Genomic DNA, 17188 nt, shown 5'->3' on the forward strand with positions numbered 1-17188 from the left:
CTCCAGTGAACACGATACTGCTTAGATTTGTTATACCACTTTTCGGGGGAGCCCTCCACTCGACGCCCATGAAAAAGCCGCCCGCAGGCGGCTTTCAGGATAAGCGATCAGTGTTGTGTGACGGGCGCGCCACTTCGCGTCTCTCGTTCCAGTTCGCTGGCCGGTTTGTTTTTCAGCACCGTCCAGATAACCAGCGCGCCCAGCAGGTCGAACACGGCCAGCACAGCGAACAGCGGGCTGAAGCCAATGGTGTCGGCCAGCGCGCCGACCACCAGAGCGAACAGCGTGCTCGCGGTCCAGGCCGCCATACCAGTCAGGCCGTTGGCGGTCGCCACTTCATTACGACCAAACACATCAGAGGAGAGCGTAATCAGCGCGCCGGAGAGCGACTGGTGCGCGAACCCGCCGATGCACAGCAGGGCAATCGCCACATAGGGGCTGGTGAACAGGCCAATCATGCCAGGGCCAATCATCAGTACCGCGCCCAGCGTCACCACCATTTTACGGGAAACGATAAGATTCACGCCAAACCAGCGCTGGAACAGCGGTGGCAGATAACCGCCGACGATACAGCCGAGATCCGCGAACAGCATCGGCATCCAGGCGAACATCGCGATCTCTTTCAGGTTAAAGCCGTACACTTTGAACATAAACAGCGGGATCCAGGCGTTAAACGTACCCCAGGCCGGTTCCGCCAGAAAGCGCGGCAGCGCGATGCCCCAGAACTGACGGGTGCGCAGGATCTGCCACGGCGACATTTTTTTACCGTTGTTGGTCTGATGCTGCGCTTCCTGGCCGCCAATAATGTAATCGCGTTCTTCTTCAGTCAGTTTTTTCTGGTCGCGCGGATGTTTGTAGAAAATCAGCCAGGCCATCGCCCAGGCGAAGCTCAGCACGCCGGAAATAATAAACGCCAGTTCCCAGCTATGCATGACAATAGCCCATACCACCAGCGGCGGGGCTATCATGGCACCGATAGACGAGCCGACGTTGAAATAGCCTACGGCGATGGAACGCTCTTTCGCCGGGAACCACTCGGAGCTGGCTTTAAGGCCCGCCGGGATCATCGCCGCTTCCGCAGCACCCACGGCGCCACGTGCCAGCGCCAGGCCGCCCCAGCTGCCTGCCAGCGCCGTTGCGCCGCAGAACACCGCCCAGGTCACGGCAAAGAAGGCGTAACCGATTTTCGTGCCGAGAATATCCAGCACGTAGCCCGCCACCGGCTGCATGACGGTATAGGCCGCGGAATAGGCGGCGATAATATAAGAATATTGCTGGGTGGAGATGTGCAACTCTTCCATCAGGGTGGGCGCTGCGGCCGCTACGGTGTTACGGGTCAGGTAACCCAGCACGGTGCCCAGCGTCACCAGCGCAATCATGTACCATCGTAACCCTTTAATTTTACGCATTGGAAACCTCATCGTTTAATCGTTCGCCGCGCAGGCAGGCATGTTGCCAGGCTTGCGCGATGCTCATTCAGTAACGGGAGGCGCGCCGGAGGTCTTGTCGGTGCCGTCCACGCCCTGCCATACCGTGTTTATGGGACAGGCCGGTATCCGTTCCGGCTGATGGGGTGAATCACACCCTCTAAAACATTCCGTGGGTTTATATGTTGCGACGGCAGAACGATAACTTGTCATACAGCTTTAAAAGTTGAATGCCATCACAAAAGCATTTTTATTTGTAAGGTTACGTCAGGGGCGACACGAAGCCAGACGTGGCGCGGGCTGGCGCGGCGTTTACTTCGGAACGGGATGATTATTTGTGTGCTTTTATTGATCTGACTCACGAAAATAGCTTCGGTCGCTGGAAATTGGTGTGATAACTTTGACAGCATCATGCTAACGCATCTGAAATACTGGCTCAGAGGAAGCATAAAATGACCCCGTTCATGACCGAAGATTTCCTGCTCGACACCGAATTCGCCCGCCGTCTGTACCACGACTACGCTAAAGACCAGCCGATTTTCGACTATCACTGCCACCTTCCGCCGCAGCAGATTGCCGAAAATTACCGCTTCAAAAACCTGTATGACATCTGGCTGAAAGGCGACCACTACAAATGGCGCGCGATGCGCACTAACGGCGTGCCGGAGCGGTTGTGTACCGGCGATGCGAGCGACCGCGAGAAGTTTGACGCGTGGGCGGCGACCGTGCCGCATACCATCGGCAACCCGCTCTACCACTGGACACATCTGGAGCTGCGCCGTCCGTTTGGCATTACCGGCAAACTGCTGTCGCCGAAAACCGCGGATGAGATCTGGAACCAGTGCAATGATCTGCTGGCGCAGGATGCGTTCAGCGCCCGCGGCATCATGCAGCAGATGAATGTCAAAATGGTAGGCACCACCGACGATCCGATCGATTCTCTGGAACACCACGCGACCATCGCGAAAGACAGCGCCTTCACCGTCAAAGTGCTGCCGAGCTGGCGCCCGGACAAAGCGTTCAACATTGAACAGCCGACCTTCACCGACTACATGGCGAAGCTTGCGGAAGTCTCCGATACCGATATCCGCCGCTTCAGCGATCTGCAAAAGGCGCTCACTAAACGTCTGGATCACTTTGCGGCCCACGGCTGTAAAGTGTCGGATCACGCGCTGGATGTGGTGCTGTTTGCCGAGGCGAGCGAAAGCGAGCTCGATGCTATTTTGGCGCGCCGTCTGGCGGGCGAGACGCTCAGCGGCCATGAAATCGCGCAGTTTAAAACGGCGGTGCTGGTCTGGCTTGGCGCGGAATACGCGCGTCGCGGCTGGGTGCAGCAGTACCACATCGGCGCGCTGCGTAATAACAACCAGCGCCAGTTCAGACTGCTCGGGCCGGATGTCGGTTTCGACTCCATCAACGACCGCCCGCTCGCGGAAGAGCTTTCAAAACTGCTCAGCAAACAGAACGAAGAAAATCTGCTGCCGAAAACCATTCTCTACTGCCTGAACCCGCGCGATAACGAAGTGCTGGGCACTATGATCGGCAACTTCCAGGGCGAAGGGATGCCAGGCAAGATGCAGTTCGGCTCCGGCTGGTGGTTTAACGATCAGAAAGACGGCATGGAACGTCAGATGACCCAGCTCGCGCAGCTCGGCCTGCTGAGCCGTTTTGTGGGGATGCTGACCGACAGCCGCAGCTTCCTCTCTTATACCCGTCATGAATACTTCCGCCGCATTCTGTGCCAGATGATTGGCCGCTGGGTGGAAGCCGGCGAAGCGCCGGCGGATATCGATCTGTTAGGCGAGATGGTGAAAAACATCTGCTTTAACAACGCCCGCGACTACTTCGCCATTGAACTCCACTAAGGCCCTTTGAGGTTGATATGCAATACATCAGGATCCATTCGCAGGATAACGTTGCGGTAGCGCTGGCGGATCTGCCTGAAGGCACGGTTATCGCCATTGACGGGCTGTCCGTCATGCTGTTGCAGCCGGTGGCGCGCGGACATAAGTTCGCACTGCGCGCCATCGCTCAGGGAGAGAACGTGGTGAAATATGGCCTGCCGATAGGCCATGCGCTGGCGGATATCGCGCCGGGCGAACATATTCACTCCCACAATACCCGCACCAATCTCAGCGATCTGGATGAGTACAGCTATCAACCCGAAGCACCGTTTACCGGCGAGCAGATGGGCGATCGCGAGGTGCAGATCTACCGTCGCGCCAGCGGCGAGGTGGGGATCCGTAATGAACTCTGGATCCTGCCAACTGTCGGCTGCGTCAACGGGATCGCGCGCCAGATCCAGAACCGTTTCCTGAAAGAGACGAACGACGCCGAAGGCACCGACGGCGTGTTTCTCTTCAGCCACACCTACGGCTGCTCGCAGCTCGGCGATGACCACATCAACACCCGCACCATGCTGCAAAACATGGTGCGCCACCCGAACGCCGGGGCGGTTCTGGTGATTGGTCTTGGCTGTGAGAACAACCAGGTGGACGCATTTCGCGAGACGCTCGGCGATTTCGACCCTGCGCGCGTACATTTTATGGTGTGCCAGCACCAGGATGATGAAGTGGAAGCGGGGCTTGCGCATCTGCACGCGCTTTATGACGTCATGCGGCACGACAAACGCGAGCCGGGCAAACTCAGCGAGCTGAAATTCGGGCTGGAGTGCGGCGGTTCAGACGGGCTTTCCGGCATTACCGCCAACCCGATGCTTGGCCGTTTCTCGGATTACGTCATCGCCAACGGCGGCACCACGGTACTGACCGAAGTGCCGGAGATGTTCGGCGCGGAGCGCATTCTGATGAGCCACTGCCGCGACGAAGCGACGTTTGAGAAAACCGTCACCATGGTGAACGACTTCAAACAGTACTTTATCGCGCACAACCAGCCGATTTACGAAAACCCGTCGCCGGGCAACAAAGCGGGCGGCATCACCACGCTTGAAGAGAAATCGCTCGGCTGCACCCAGAAAGCGGGCGCAAGCCAGGTTGTCGACGTGCTGCGCTATGGCGAGCGCCTGCATACGCCTGGCCTGAACCTGCTGAGCGCGCCGGGCAACGACGCTGTCGCCACCAGCGCGCTGGCGGGCGCGGGCTGCCATATGGTGCTGTTCAGCACCGGGCGCGGCACGCCGTACGGCGGTTTCGTACCGACGGTGAAAATCGCCACCAACAGCGAGCTGGCGGCGAAAAAACCGCACTGGATAGACTTCGACGCCGGCCAGCTGCTGCACGGCACCGCGATGCCGCAACTGCTGGAAATGTTTGTCGATAAGATTGTGGAAATCGCCTCCGGCAAACAGACCTGCAATGAGAAAAACGATTTCCGCGAGCTGGCCATCTTTAAGAGCGGCGTGACGCTGTAGGCCCCGGATAACGTCATCATCAGACGGCGTTTCATTTATGAAGCGCCGTTTCTTTTTGAGAGGGACGCTTTATGACCGCGTATTGGCTGGCCCAGGGCGTTGGGGTCATCGCCTTTCTGATTGGCATCACCACCTTTTTCAACCGCGACGAACGGCGCTTTAAGCTGCAACTGGCGCTCTACAGCGCCGTCATCGGCGGGCACTTTTTCCTGATGGGCGCGACGCCTGCGGGCATGAGCGCGGAGCTCAACGCCCTGCGCACGGTGATTTCGCTACGCACCCGCAGCCTGTGGATTATGACGCTGTTTATCGTGCTCACGCTGACGCTCGGGCTGGTCAAGCTCCATCACGCCATCGAGCTGCTACCGATTATCGGCACGGTCGCCAGCACCTGGGCGCTGTTTCGCTGCACGGGGCTTACCACCCGCTGCGTGATGTGGTGCTCCACCGCCTGCTGGGTCACGCATAATTTCTGGATTGGCTCGATAGGCGGGACACTGATTGAAGGCAGCTTTCTCATCATCAACGGGCTTAACATTGTTCGTTTCTGGCGGATGCAACAACGCGGCATCGATCCGTTTAAGGTCGAAAAAGAGATAGTGCAGAAGCGGTAAAAAACGGCGGCCCGCAGACCGCCGAAGAGGGATTAATTCCGCAGCGCGTGGCTCGCAAGACGCGCATCTTCCGCCTGGCATGCCGCCGCGGTGAAGAGCACGTCGGTGGAGGAGTTCAGCGCGGTTTCGCAGGAGTCCTGCAACACGCCGATGATAAAGCCCACCGCCACCACCTGCATGGCGATATCGTTCGGGATACCGAACATATTGCACGCGAGCGGAATCAGCAGCAGCGAACCGCCCGCCACGCCCGACGCGCCGCAGGCGCACAGCGACGCCACCACGCTCAGCAGCAGCGCGGTCGGTACATCCACCGCGATCCCGAGCGTATGCACCGCCGCCAGCGTCAGCACCGTAATGGTGATCGCAGCACCCGCCATGTTGATGGTCGCACCGAGCGGGATAGACACCGAGTACGTATCGCGGTCCAGATTCAGCTTCTCGCACAGCGCCATATTAACCGGAATATTCGCCGCCGAGCTGCGGGTAAAGAACGCGGTCACGCCGCTTTCGCGCAGGCAGGCGAACACCAGCGGGTACGGGTTACGACGGATTTTCGCAAACACAATCAGCGGGTTTATCACCAGCGCCACCAGCAGCATACAACCGACCAGCACGACCAGCAGTTGCGCGTAGCCCCACAGGGTATCGAAACCGGTAGTGGCGAGGGTGGACGCGACCAGACCGAAAATCCCGATGGGCGCGAAGCGGATCACCAGCTTCACCATAAAGGTGACGGCATCCGACATATCATTCACCAGATTTTTGGTGGTGTCGTTGCCGTGACGCAGCGCGAAGCCGAGACCCACAGCCCAGACCAGAATGCCGATGTAATTGCCTTTCAACAGCGCATCAATCGGGTTCGCGACCATGCTGAGCAGCAGGTCGCGCAGCACGCCGACAATGCCGGTCGGCGGCGTAATATCCGTCGCGCCTGCAACCAGATGCAGCGTGGAAGGAAAGAGAAAGCTGAACAGCACGGCGGTCAGCGCCGCGGAAAACGTGCCCAGCAGATAGAGCCAGAGAATGGGGCGGATATTGGTTTTCTGCCCGTGTTTATGGTTGGCGATAGAGGCCATTACCAGCATCAGCACCAGTACCGGCGCCACGGCTTTCAGCGCGCCGACGAACAGCGTGCCGAGCAGCCCGACCGCGATAGCCGCGGGTTTGGAAAGCCAGGCCAGCAGAATACCGAGCACCAGTCCCACCAGAATCTGTTTTACCAGACTGCCCTGTGCCAGGCGGTGTAGCAGGCCGCCGCCCTGAGATTGCGTAGTCATACTATTTCCTTCAGAAGTGATGTGGTTGCATCCCGCGCCATGTTCTGTGCCACGTTGCGTCAGGATGTAACAAAAGTTTGCACAGATGAGTATAAGGATTTGGCTACGCGGAGAAAGGGGATAGTGCTGGATTTTCTGAATTGCTCCCGTTTTTTAACTATCTCTTAACGTTATTGTGACAATATCGGCAATTCCGTCATCGGGCGCGTTGCAAAAGCGCGGGGAGCGAATAACCCATAAAAAAACGCCGTCCGCAGGAGCACGGACGGCGTCAAAGCCATGACGGCGAAATCCTTATTCCGCCAGCTTTCTCTTGTCGTTACGATGGTTAACCCAGGCGTTAATCACAAGCGTTGTCACCAGAATGCCGCCGACCACGCCAAGCGAAATGGCGATTGGAATATGATAGAAATCGACAATCAGCATCTTGATACCGATAAACACCAGGATCACCGATAGCCCATATTTCAGCATCGAGAAACGCTCCGCCACGCCCGCCAGCAGGAAGTACATGGCGCGCAGACCGAGGATCGCGAAGAGGTTAGAGGTCAGCACGATAAACGGGTCGGTGGTGACGGCGAAAATCGCCGGGATGCTGTCCACCGCGAAAATCACGTCGCTCAGCTCCACCATAATCAGTACCAGCAGCAGCGGGGTGGCGTACAGCAGGCCGTTTTTACGCACGAAAAAGTGCTCGCTCTCGATGCTGTCCGTCATGCGCAGATGCCCGCGCAGCCAGCGCACCAGCGGTTTATCGCCGATCCCGCCTTCATCTTCTTTCGCGAGCGCCATCTTCACGCCGGTAAAGAGCAGGAACGCGCCGAACACATACAGCAGCCATTCAAACTGCGTAATAAGCCAGCTACCGGCGAAAATCATAATGGTGCGCAGCACGATAGCGCCCAGCACGCCGTAAATCAGTACCCGGCGCTGGAGCGCCGGCGGTACGGCGAAATAGCTAAAGAGCATCAGCCAGACGAAGACGTTATCGACCGCGAGCGCTTTTTCGATGAGATAACCGGTCAGGAAGGCGAGCGCCTGGGTATCCGCCACTTCACGCCCGGCGGTGCCGGTGAGATACCACCAGAAGGCGGCGTTAAACAGCAGGGAAAGCGAAACCCAGACAATGGACCAGGCGGCCGCCTGCTTCATGGTCATCGCGTGCGCGCCGCGTCGCCCCTGAAGCAGAAGGTCGATAGCCAGCATAATCACCACGATGACGGCGAAGCCGCCCCACAGCAAGGGAGTGCCGACAGTATTCATAAGCGAAATCCTCTAAACAAAAACGGCTAACGTCAGAAGACGTCAGCCGCTTTGCTTAAGAGCACCGCACAGACCTCGCCTTCCGGCAAGGTCTCACTTACAGCCGCCGCGTTATCATGTAGATAACAGGCTGACTGCCCGACGACCGGATGCATGGCATCGTAATGACGACCGTCGGCGTTAGAAGTTACTCCCCTTTGCAAGTAACAAACTATTACAAAGCATTTATGCGGTCAATGACTCACCGTGGCGCTTTTACAAAGCTTTACGCCGGGAGCGGCGCGCTGACATCATCTGCCGGGAATTTCACGCCCGTCTGGGCGCGGATCTCGGTGAGCAATTTCGCTGTCGTGCGGCTGACCGCGAGGCCCGGATGATTCACTTCGTTTGCCTCGACCAGGCGCGCAAAGGTGTCCGCTTCATAGAGCATCGTATTGATGTGCTGAGGCAGCGTCAGCTCCTGCGGTTTGCCGCCGCGCGGAATAAAGGTGATGCGCTGGCACTCGGAGAGCTTTTCAATCACCAGCGAGCCCGCCTCGCCCTGAATTTCACTTGGAAGCGCAGAGTCGCTCACTTTGGAGTGCAGCAGCGTGACGTCGAAATCGCCATAATTCATCTCAACCACGCCGTGCGCGTCCACGCCGCTTGCCAGCAGGCTGGCGGTGGCTTTCACTTCATGCGGCTCGCCCCACAGCGCAACGGCGCTGGCGAGCGTATAAAAGCCGATGTCCATAATCGAGCCGTTGGAGAACGCCGGATTAAACGTATTCGGGTTCTCGCCGTTGAGGTAACGCGGGTAGCGCGACGAATATTGGCAGTAGTTAAACAGCACTTTGCGAAGCGTGCCCACTTTCGGCAGCGCCTGTTGCAGCGCGATAAAATTCGGCAGGCTGGCGGTTTTAAACGCCTCGAACAGCACCACCTGATTTTCACGCGCGCAGGCGATCGCCGCTTCCACTTCGCGCAGGTTAGAGGCCAGCGGCTTTTCGCAAATCACATGCTTTTTATGGTTCATAAACAGGCAGGACTGGGAAAAGTGCAGGGCGTTGGGGCTTGCGATATAGACCGCGTCGATGGCGTCGCTTTCGGCCAGCGCCTCCAGTGACGTGAAGAGATGCTCCACCGGGTAGTCGCTCGCGAACGCCTGCGCCTGTTCAAGGCTTCGGGAGTAGATCGCGGTCAGGGTAAATTTGCCCGTCTCGTGGGCGGCATCGACAAACTGGCGCGTTATCCAGTTCGTTCCAACAACGGCGAAACGTATCATAAAGGCGTGTCTTCTCCGACAGTGAATATCTTTTCAGAGTAACACGCGAAAATGACAAAACCAGTGCGCGCGGGCGCAGATTGTTATGGTGTTGGGGCGTAAATATTGCAGCCGCGCGGCGCGTCTTTTGGGCCTATCGCCACGGTGGGGCCGAGAAAGTGCGGTTCGCGGCGAAGCCAACGCGCGTCAAGCAGCGCACGCACGCGGGCGAACCGTTCGCGCAGCAGCGTATATTGCGTATGGCGCAAGGCCGGATCTTCAGCGTTAAACCCGATGGCGTCGATGCCATAATGTTGCGCCAGGTAGATGGCGCGCTGATTATGAAACGCCTGCGAGATGACGGTAATGCGGTTTTCCTGAAAGACTTCCCGCGCGCGCACGACGGAATCGAGCGTCGAAAACCCCGCGTAGTCACAGAAAATCGCGGCAGCGGGCACACCGCGGCGGTTAAGCGCTTCGGCCATTGCCGTCGGCTCATCGTAATCAGCGCGGCTGTTATCGCCGCTCACCAGCAACCAGGAGACTTTCCCGGCGTGATAAAGCCCGGCGGCGGCCTCGATACGGCGGTTGAAGAAGCGGTTGTCAGGACGTGCGCCGAGCACCAGCCCCACTTTGCGGGCAGGAATATTGTCGACCGTGTCATACAACCGGCCAGCCGCGGCGTGTGTGACCGCGCGGTCGGCACCGATAATGGCCATCACCGACACCAACGCGCCAGTCAGGATAATCACGGCGGCGAAAGTTAAGCCGCGTTTTGAGCGAGAGGAAAATTTCACGTTGCGTCCTTGCAAAATTTGAGGTTAAGCCGTCTGCCCGCCATTTTGCGTCAGCGCAAGCTGGGTCAGCCACAGGCGGGTGTCGAATTCGAGCTGATGATACTGCGGTTCCATATGGCAGCACAGTTGATAAAAGGCTTTGTTGTGTTCCTTTTCTTTAATATGCGCCAGCTCATGCACCACGATCATCCGCAGGAAATCTTCCGGTGCCTGGCGAAACACCGTGGCGACGCGAATTTCCGCCTTGGCTTTCAGCTTGCCGCCCTGCACGCGTGAGATTGCGGTATGCAGCCCGAGCGCGTGCTTCATCACATGAATTTTATTGTCATACGCCACTTTATTGAGCGGCGGGGCGCTGCGCAGATAGCGGTTTTTCAGCGCCTGCGCATAGTCATAAAGCGCTTTATCGGTGGTTATCAGGTGTTTGTGCGGATAGCGCTTCTCAAGGACGTCGCCGAGGCGGTTCTGGTCAATCAGCGTGCGCACCTGGACAAGCAGCGATTCCGGGTAGCCCTGGAGATACGTCAGTGTGGTCATCACGGCCTCAGCGGGTGAAAAAAAGGTTTACTCAGGGGTGTAATTAAGGGATAAAACGCGCGGATTTTACCATTCGGGAGGGCCGATGAGCCAGGTGGAGTTACTTAATCAAACACTGACGCTGCAGCGTTTTCCGCCGATGCCGGAAGAGACGCCGCTGCAGGCCTGGGAGGCAGCGGATGAATACCTGCTGCAACAGGTCGAACAGCCCTCCGGCCCGGTACTGATTTTCAACGACAGTTTCGGCGCGCTCGCCTGTGCGCTGGCGGATGTGCGCCCGGTCAGCGTGAATGATTCGTTCATCGCCCACCAGGCCACGCGCCACAACCTGCTCCTGAACGATATCGACGACTCTCTCGTGACGATGCAGGACAGCCTTAGCCCGCTGCCCGACGCACCCGAGCTGGTGCTGATGAAAATCCCGAAACAGCTCGCGCTGCTGGAGCAGCAGCTGCGCGCGCTGCGAAAAGTAGTAACGCCGCAGACGCGCATTATCGCCGGTGCCAAAGCGCGCGATATTCACACCTCAACGCTTACGTTGTTTGAGAAAATTTTAGGGCCGACCACCACGACGCTCGCCTGGAAAAAGGCGCGCCTGATTCACTGCGCCTTCAGCGCCCCGGCGCTTGCCGACGCGCCTGAAACCTTAAGCTGGAAGCTCGACGGCACGCCGTGGACGATTCACAACCACGCCAGCGTGTTTTCCCGCACGAGTCTCGACATCGGTGCGCGCTTCTTTATGCAGCACCTGCCGGAAGCGGTGGAAGGCGAGATGGTGGATCTCGGCTGCGGCAATGGCGTGATCGGCCTGACGCTGCTGGCGCAAAACCCGCAGGCGAAGGTGCGGTTTGTCGACGAGTCTTATATGGCGGTGGCTTCGAGCCGTCTGAACGTTGAAACCAATCTGCCGGAGGCGATGGAGCGCTGCGAGTTTCAGGTGAATAACGCGCTGACGGGCGTCGAGCCGGAAAGCTTTCACGCGGTGCTTTGCAACCCGCCGTTCCATCAGCAGCACGCGATTACCGATCATATCGCCTGGCAGATGTTCCAGGACGCCCGCCGCTGCCTGAAATGGGGCGGCGAGCTGCGCATCGTCGGCAATCGCCATCTCGATTATTTCCGCAAGCTGAAGAAGATTTTCGGCAACTGTACGACCGTCGCGACCAACAATAAGTTTGTGGTGTTGAAGGCGGTGAAGTTGCGTAAAAGCCGCTGAGAAGGGCGGTTAACGCGAGGTTTGTGGGGTGGTGGGTGCGCTTCGCTTACCCACCCTACATCCTGTGAGGGAGCCTCAATCGTAGGGCGGGTAAGCGAAGCGCACCCGCCATCACAGAAAGTAAGAAGACCGGTGAGGCAGGGTAAATATATCAGGGTAGGGAACGTGTTCCGTTCGCCATAATGTCTTTTTTATATGGACGCTTTCCTCACGCGAACGTGCAAAGGGGGCTCGCCGCCGCCCCCTTTGCAATCCCGGCTCCCGGCGGAAATCGGCCCTCATGGGCCGATTTTTTTTAGCCGGAGTAAAACCATCCACCTTGCCGTCCGCGTTGTGGCCGGGGAAAAACGGTGGGTGCGCTTCGCTTACCCACCCTACATAATTTGAGGGTGTCTCAATCGTAGGGCGGGTAAGCGTAGCGCACCCGCCATCACCACCGCACCCGCCCTATGCCTTAAATTGCCAGCGCCAGCAGAGTGCCCTGGGCGATGGCGCGGCGGGCGTCGAGCTCCAGCGCCACGTCGCAGCCGCCAATCAAATGCACCGGCTTGCCCATCGCGCGCAGCGGCGCCGCGAGCGCCTGTTGCGGCTCCTGGCCCGCGCAAATAATCACGTTATCCACTTCAAGCACCTGCGCTTCGCCGTTGATCAACACATGCAAACCACGATCGTCGATACGCTGATAACTCACCGCCGGGATCATCTTCACGCCGCGCGCCAGCAGCGTCGCACGATGGATCCACCCGGTCGTTTTGCCAAGCCCGTCGCCGGGTTTCCCGGCGCGGCGTTGCAGCATCACTATCTGGCGCGGGCTTTTCGGCAACACCGGCCCTTCCGGGCGCAGGCCGCCCGGCGCGTTAAGGCTGGTGTCGATGCCCCATTCCACGCAAAATTCGGCGATATTCTGGCTGGTGGCTTCTCCCGGCTGGCTTAAATACATCGCGGTATCAAAGCCGATGCCGCCGCAGCCGATAATCGCCACGCGCTGCCCGACCGGCGCTTTATCGCGCAGTACGTCGAGATAGGTCAGCACGCTCGGATGATCGATGCCTTCGATATCCGGCACGCGCGGCACAATGCCCGTCGCGAGCGCCACCTCGTCAAACGCCGCCAGCATCGCGGCATCGACGCGCGTGTTAAGCGCGAGCGTCACGCCGGTCACTGCCAGCATCCGGCGGAAATAGCGCAGCGTCTCGTAAAATTCCTCCTTGCCAGGGATCTGTTTGGCGATAGTAAACTGCCCGCCAATCTCCGCGCTGGCGTCAAACAGCGTCACCACGTGCCCGCGCTGTGCGGCATTCACCGCAAACGAAAGCCCCGCGGGGCCCGCGCCTACCACCGCCAGCTTTTTCGGCATGCGGGCAGGCACAGAGACCATTTCGGTTTCATGGCAGGCGCGCGGGTTCACCAGACATGACGTAATTTTGCCCGCGAAAATCTGATCGAGGCACGCCTGGTTGCAGCCGATGCAGGTATTAATTTCCGCCTCGCGCCCGCTCGCGGCTTTGGATAGCAGCTCGGCATCGGCCAGAAACGGCCGCGCCATCGAAACCATATCGGCATCGCCCGCGGCGAGAATCGCCTCCGCCACATGCGGGTCGTTAATGCGGTTGGTCGTCACCAGCGGCAGACGAGTCAGCCCGCGAAGTTTACGCGTCACCCAGGTAAACGCGCCGCGCGGCACCGGTGTGGCAATCGTCGGAATACGCGCCTCGTGCCAGCCAATGCCGGTATTCAGCAGCGTCGCGCCCGCCGCCTCAATGGCGCGGGCAAGCTGCACGGTTTCATCGAAGGTCGAGCCGCCCTCAACGAGATCCAGCATCGAGAGACGATAAATAATGATAAAGTCCTGGCCCACGCGCTCACGCACCGCGCGCACAACGTCAACGGCGAAGCGCATCCGGCGGGCGTAATCGCCGCCCCATTCGTCCTCGCGATGGTTGGTGCGCGCCGCCAGAAACTGGTTTATCAGATAACCTTCCGAGCCCATGATCTCCACGCCATCATAGCCAGCCTCGCGCGCCAGCGACGCGCACCGCGCGAAATCTTCAATCAGCGCGAGTATTTCGTCATGGGTCAGTTCATGGGGCGCAAAGCGGTTGATCGGCGCCTGTAAGGGCGACGGCGCGACCGGGTGCGGCTGATAGCTGTAGCGCCCGGTATGCAAAATTTGCAGCGCGATTTTGCCGCCTTCGCGGTGCACGGCGTCGGTAATGACACGATGATGGGGCAGGTGATGCGCGTCATTGAGCACCGCGCCGCCCTGAATCGCCACGCCGGAGGGCGACGGCGCCACGCCGCCGGTGACAATCAGCGCCACGCCATGTCGGGCGCGCTCGGCGTAAAAGGCCGCCAGCCGCCGTGCGCCGTCCGGGTGCTCCTCAAGCCCGGTATGCATCGAGCCCATCAGGACGCGGTTTTTCAGCGTGGTAAAGCCAAGATCGAGCGGGGCGAACAGCGACGGGTAGCTCATGATTGCACTCATCCAGTGTAAAATAATTGTTATGTGGTCGGATGAGTTAATGATTAAGCGATCGACGGCCAAAAGGGAAAGAGACAATCCGCTGATTGTGATGGCAATCAAATTTCAGACGCGGGGGAAAAGGCGACGCGCCTTCGCCGGATGAGAACGAAGACGCGCGGCCTGAGGGTTAGCTTTCGGTGGCGACCGCCGTTGTGCTCTGGGCGGTGCTGAGCGTCTCAAGCGCCTTACGCGCGGCAGTGAGCACCTGCTCGCACTGCTCAATGGTCAGCGTCAGCGGCGGCTCAATGCGGATCGTTTTGGCGTTGTTGAGCGTGCCCGCCACCAGCACACGCTGGCGGAACATCTCGCTTGCGAAGCGGTAGCCAGTTTCGTTATCGACAAACTCAATAGCCATCAACATCCCACGACCGCGCGCCTCCTGCACCAGATGCGGGTATTCACGCGCCAGTTGACGGAAGCCGTCCAGCAACATGTCGCCTTTCTGCTCCGCCTGGGCGGGCAGGTTTTCTTCCAGCAGGACATGAATGGTGGCGAGCGCCGCCGCGCAGGCGAGCGGGTTGCCGCCAAACGTGGTGGTGTGCAGAAACGGGTTGTCGAACAGCACCGAGAACACCTCTTCTGTCGCCACCGTCGCGCCAATCGGCATGACGCCGCCGCCAAGCGCTTTGGCAAGACAGAGAATATCCGGCTGCACGTTTTCATGCTCACAGGCAAACATCTTGCCGGTGCGGCCCATGCCGGTCTGCACTTCGTCGAGGATAAGCAGCGCGCCGTATTCATCGCACAGCTTGCGTACCGCCGGCAGATACCCCGGCGGCGGCAGAATAACGCCGCCTTCGCCCTGAATCGGCTCCAGGATCACCGCCGCCACGTCATCGCCGGTTTTCTTGCACTCGCCAAGCAGCTCGCGCAGCGCGTCGATATTGCCGAACGGCACATGACGAAAGCCCGGCAGCAGCGGCATAAACGGTTTGCGAAACGCCGCTTTGGCAGTGGCGGAGAGCGCGCCGAGCGACTTACCGTGGAAAGCGCCGCTCGCGGCCACAAAGGTGAATTTGCCGCGCGGCGACTGGTACGCTTTGGCGAGCTTAATTGCCGCTTCGACCGATTCTGTTCCGCTGTTGCAAAAGAAGCTGTATTTGAGTTTGCCGGGCGTCAGCGCGGCGAGGGTTTTGGCGAGCATCGCTCTTAGCGGGTCGAGCAGCTCCTGGCTGTGCAGAGGCTGTTTCGCGAGCTGATTTTCTACGGCGGATACAACAACTGGATTACGGTGCCCCACGTTAAAAATGCCAAACCCACCCAGGCAATCAAGGAACTCCTGTCCCTGGGTGTCGACAAGCGTATTAAGACCTCCCGCCTGCCACTCTACGGCTCCGTAATCCCCGCCAGCGGTGACTGATTTTCGATACTCTAAGAACCCTGGATTGACATGCTGTTCGAAGTAGTCGTGGACCTCCCGGTTAAGTGCTTTCATCTCCTCATGCGTCAGCGTGCGCTTTTCGATGAGATTCAGTGCGTGCGCGGTACAGGCAAGAGCCGAGGCGCTGTTAGGTAACCTGTTCAAAATGTGCCCCTTTGGATCGCGTATCACATGATACCGATGTTAAGTATTGCAGCCTTTACGCCACATCGGTGAGGGGCATGAAAATCGGGATAAACCGCTGTGAAGCCGCGGGGGTGGCGGCACGAAATCATTCTTAAAAAGGCATAGCGGCGCTAAATGCTACCGCCGCGCACAGCGTCCGCGCGGGCCTGACGACGCGTTGCACCATAACAGGGCGGGGGTGCGCGGCGGCGGCGCATCTGCGAGCAGTTATTTCATCGAATGTGTTTCTGTATATAATTCACAAAAAATATATTTTACCGGCGTTATTACGCGATTTACTGATTTGCCGCCAGGTTATTTTTCACGCGTCTCTTTATTCTTGCGCGTATTCCTGATAGCCAGGGCGGTTATTGTTTTATGAGGTTAGCATGGATTTGCAACAGATAGATTTATCGTTAAAAGAATTAAACCAGGCCGTTAAACTACATTATGAGTGGAGCGGCAAATTTTTAGAGCTTGTATTATTAGGCAGTGAACCTGATAACACCTTTATACATCCGCAGTCTCATCTTTATTGCCGTTTTCACCATTGGGTTGTCTCGTGCGATAATATTCCTTCCCGCTACGCTCGCTTTATTGGGAATATTAGCGAAACGCATAAAACGATGCATGACTATGCGCTCACGTTAATTCAGTCGATTGCCAGTAAACGGGTGGATTCTGATGAACTCTATGCTTACCACGACGCACAGCAGCAGTTCGTGGCAAGCGTTGATGACTATCGCCAGCAGCTGATCTCACTACGCAACCGTCATGACACGCTTACCGGGTTGCCGCTGCGCCAGTTAATGTATGAAGATTTCGCTTTCCTGCACGCCCATGCGCGCGAACAGACGCTATGGCTGCTGATAATCGATATCGACCGCTTTAAAAAGGTTAATGATACGTATGGGCATAACGCGGGCGATGACGTGCTGCGTGAGGTGGCGCAGCGGTTAAAGACCGAAGCGCGCAGCGGCGAGCGGGTGTATCGCTTTGGCGGAGAAGAGTTCATCGTGCTGCTTGACGCACATACGTCGCAAGCCGCGCGTGAGGCGGGGTTACGGTTCTGCGGCTCTCCTGGTCGGCGTCCGCTGAGGCTCAATGGCGAGACGCTAACGGTGACGGTTACAGGCGGCCTGACATGCGTACGACCGGATGAAACATTGCATGAGGCAATTGGTCGTGCGGACGATGCCATGTATTTCGGGAAAAATAATGGACGTAACCGCTGTATTCTGACGCTCGACGGGCTGATGCGGGAAACGCTGAAATAACCCAGGTGTATTATTCACTGTGGTAAATAATTGCGGATATAAATTATCGGCAGCGTGCATAAAAAAAATGACCGCGAAATGCTTAATTTGCGAG

General features: G+C 58.3%; 13 protein-coding genes. 5 read left to right on the plus strand and 8 right to left on the minus strand.

Going from position 1 to position 17188, the window contains the following annotated elements:
• Positions 1-107: 107 nt before the first annotated feature.
• Entirely contained in the window at positions 108-1409 is a 1302-nt protein-coding gene (locus ACUW6V_RS19315; protein ID WP_007872954.1) for an MFS transporter, read from the minus strand.
• A gap of 470 nt (positions 1410-1879) precedes the next feature.
• Here ACUW6V_RS19315 and uxaC point away from each other — a divergent pair, with 470 nt between their 5' ends.
• From uxaC to ACUW6V_RS19330, 3 genes are all read left to right on the plus strand, one after another.
• Positions 1880-3292, plus strand: a complete 1413-nt coding sequence (gene uxaC / locus ACUW6V_RS19320; protein ID WP_454038781.1) for a glucuronate isomerase — start codon at positions 1880-1882, stop codon at positions 3290-3292.
• A gap of 17 nt (positions 3293-3309) precedes the next feature.
• Positions 3310-4797, plus strand: a complete 1488-nt coding sequence (locus ACUW6V_RS19325) for a UxaA family hydrolase (RefSeq protein ID WP_012125924.1) — start codon at positions 3310-3312, stop codon at positions 4795-4797.
• 71 nt (positions 4798-4868) lie between these two features.
• Complete coding sequence (locus ACUW6V_RS19330; protein ID WP_007891210.1) at positions 4869-5411, plus strand: YgjV family protein; 543 nt, start codon at positions 4869-4871, stop codon at positions 5409-5411.
• Positions 5412-5443: 32 nt separating this feature from the next.
• Here the strand turns inward: ACUW6V_RS19330 and sstT are convergent, their stop codons facing one another.
• The 5 genes from sstT to ACUW6V_RS19355 form a co-directional block, all read right to left on the minus strand.
• On the minus strand, positions 5444-6691 hold the full coding sequence (sstT, locus tag ACUW6V_RS19335) for a serine/threonine transporter SstT (protein ID WP_004385810.1): 1248 nt from the start codon (positions 6689-6691) through the stop codon (positions 5444-5446).
• 294 nt (positions 6692-6985) lie between these two features.
• Positions 6986-7954 (minus strand): TerC family protein, encoded by a 969-nt coding sequence (locus ACUW6V_RS19340; RefSeq protein ID WP_014729720.1) that lies wholly within the window; start codon positions 7952-7954, stop codon positions 6986-6988.
• A gap of 265 nt (positions 7955-8219) precedes the next feature.
• Positions 8220-9218: a Gfo/Idh/MocA family protein gene (locus ACUW6V_RS19345; RefSeq protein WP_105576572.1), complete on the minus strand. Its 999-nt coding sequence runs from the start codon at positions 9216-9218 to the stop codon at positions 8220-8222.
• Positions 9219-9301: 83 nt separating this feature from the next.
• Positions 9302-9994, minus strand: coding sequence for a SanA/YdcF family protein (locus tag ACUW6V_RS19350; protein ID WP_454038782.1), 693 nt, complete (start codon positions 9992-9994; stop codon positions 9302-9304).
• 24 nt (positions 9995-10018) lie between these two features.
• Complete coding sequence (locus ACUW6V_RS19355; protein ID WP_014729717.1) at positions 10019-10531, minus strand: M48 metallopeptidase family protein; 513 nt, start codon at positions 10529-10531, stop codon at positions 10019-10021.
• An 85-nt stretch (positions 10532-10616) separates the two neighbouring features.
• Here ACUW6V_RS19355 and rlmG point away from each other — a divergent pair, with 85 nt between their 5' ends.
• On the plus strand, positions 10617-11747 hold the full coding sequence (rlmG, locus tag ACUW6V_RS19360) for a 23S rRNA (guanine(1835)-N(2))-methyltransferase RlmG (RefSeq protein ID WP_454038783.1): 1131 nt from the start codon (positions 10617-10619) through the stop codon (positions 11745-11747).
• 454 nt (positions 11748-12201) lie between these two features.
• Here rlmG and ACUW6V_RS19365 read toward each other — a convergent pair whose 3' ends face one another.
• Together ACUW6V_RS19365 and ygjG are read right to left on the minus strand one after the other, a co-directional pair.
• Positions 12202-14220, minus strand: a complete 2019-nt coding sequence (locus ACUW6V_RS19365; RefSeq protein WP_454038784.1) for an oxidoreductase — start codon at positions 14218-14220, stop codon at positions 12202-12204.
• A gap of 178 nt (positions 14221-14398) precedes the next feature.
• Entirely contained in the window at positions 14399-15796 is a 1398-nt protein-coding gene (ygjG, locus tag ACUW6V_RS19370; RefSeq protein WP_074154757.1) for a putrescine aminotransferase, read from the minus strand.
• A gap of 410 nt (positions 15797-16206) precedes the next feature.
• Between ygjG and ACUW6V_RS19375 the strand changes: the two genes are divergently transcribed.
• Positions 16207-17094 carry a diguanylate cyclase gene (locus ACUW6V_RS19375; RefSeq protein ID WP_454038785.1) on the plus strand — a complete coding sequence of 296 codons (888 nt, stop codon included), beginning with the start codon at positions 16207-16209 and terminating at the stop codon, positions 17092-17094.
• Positions 17095-17188 lie beyond the last annotated feature (94 nt).

This window comes from Cronobacter sp. 153480017-3, assembly GCF_053627815.1.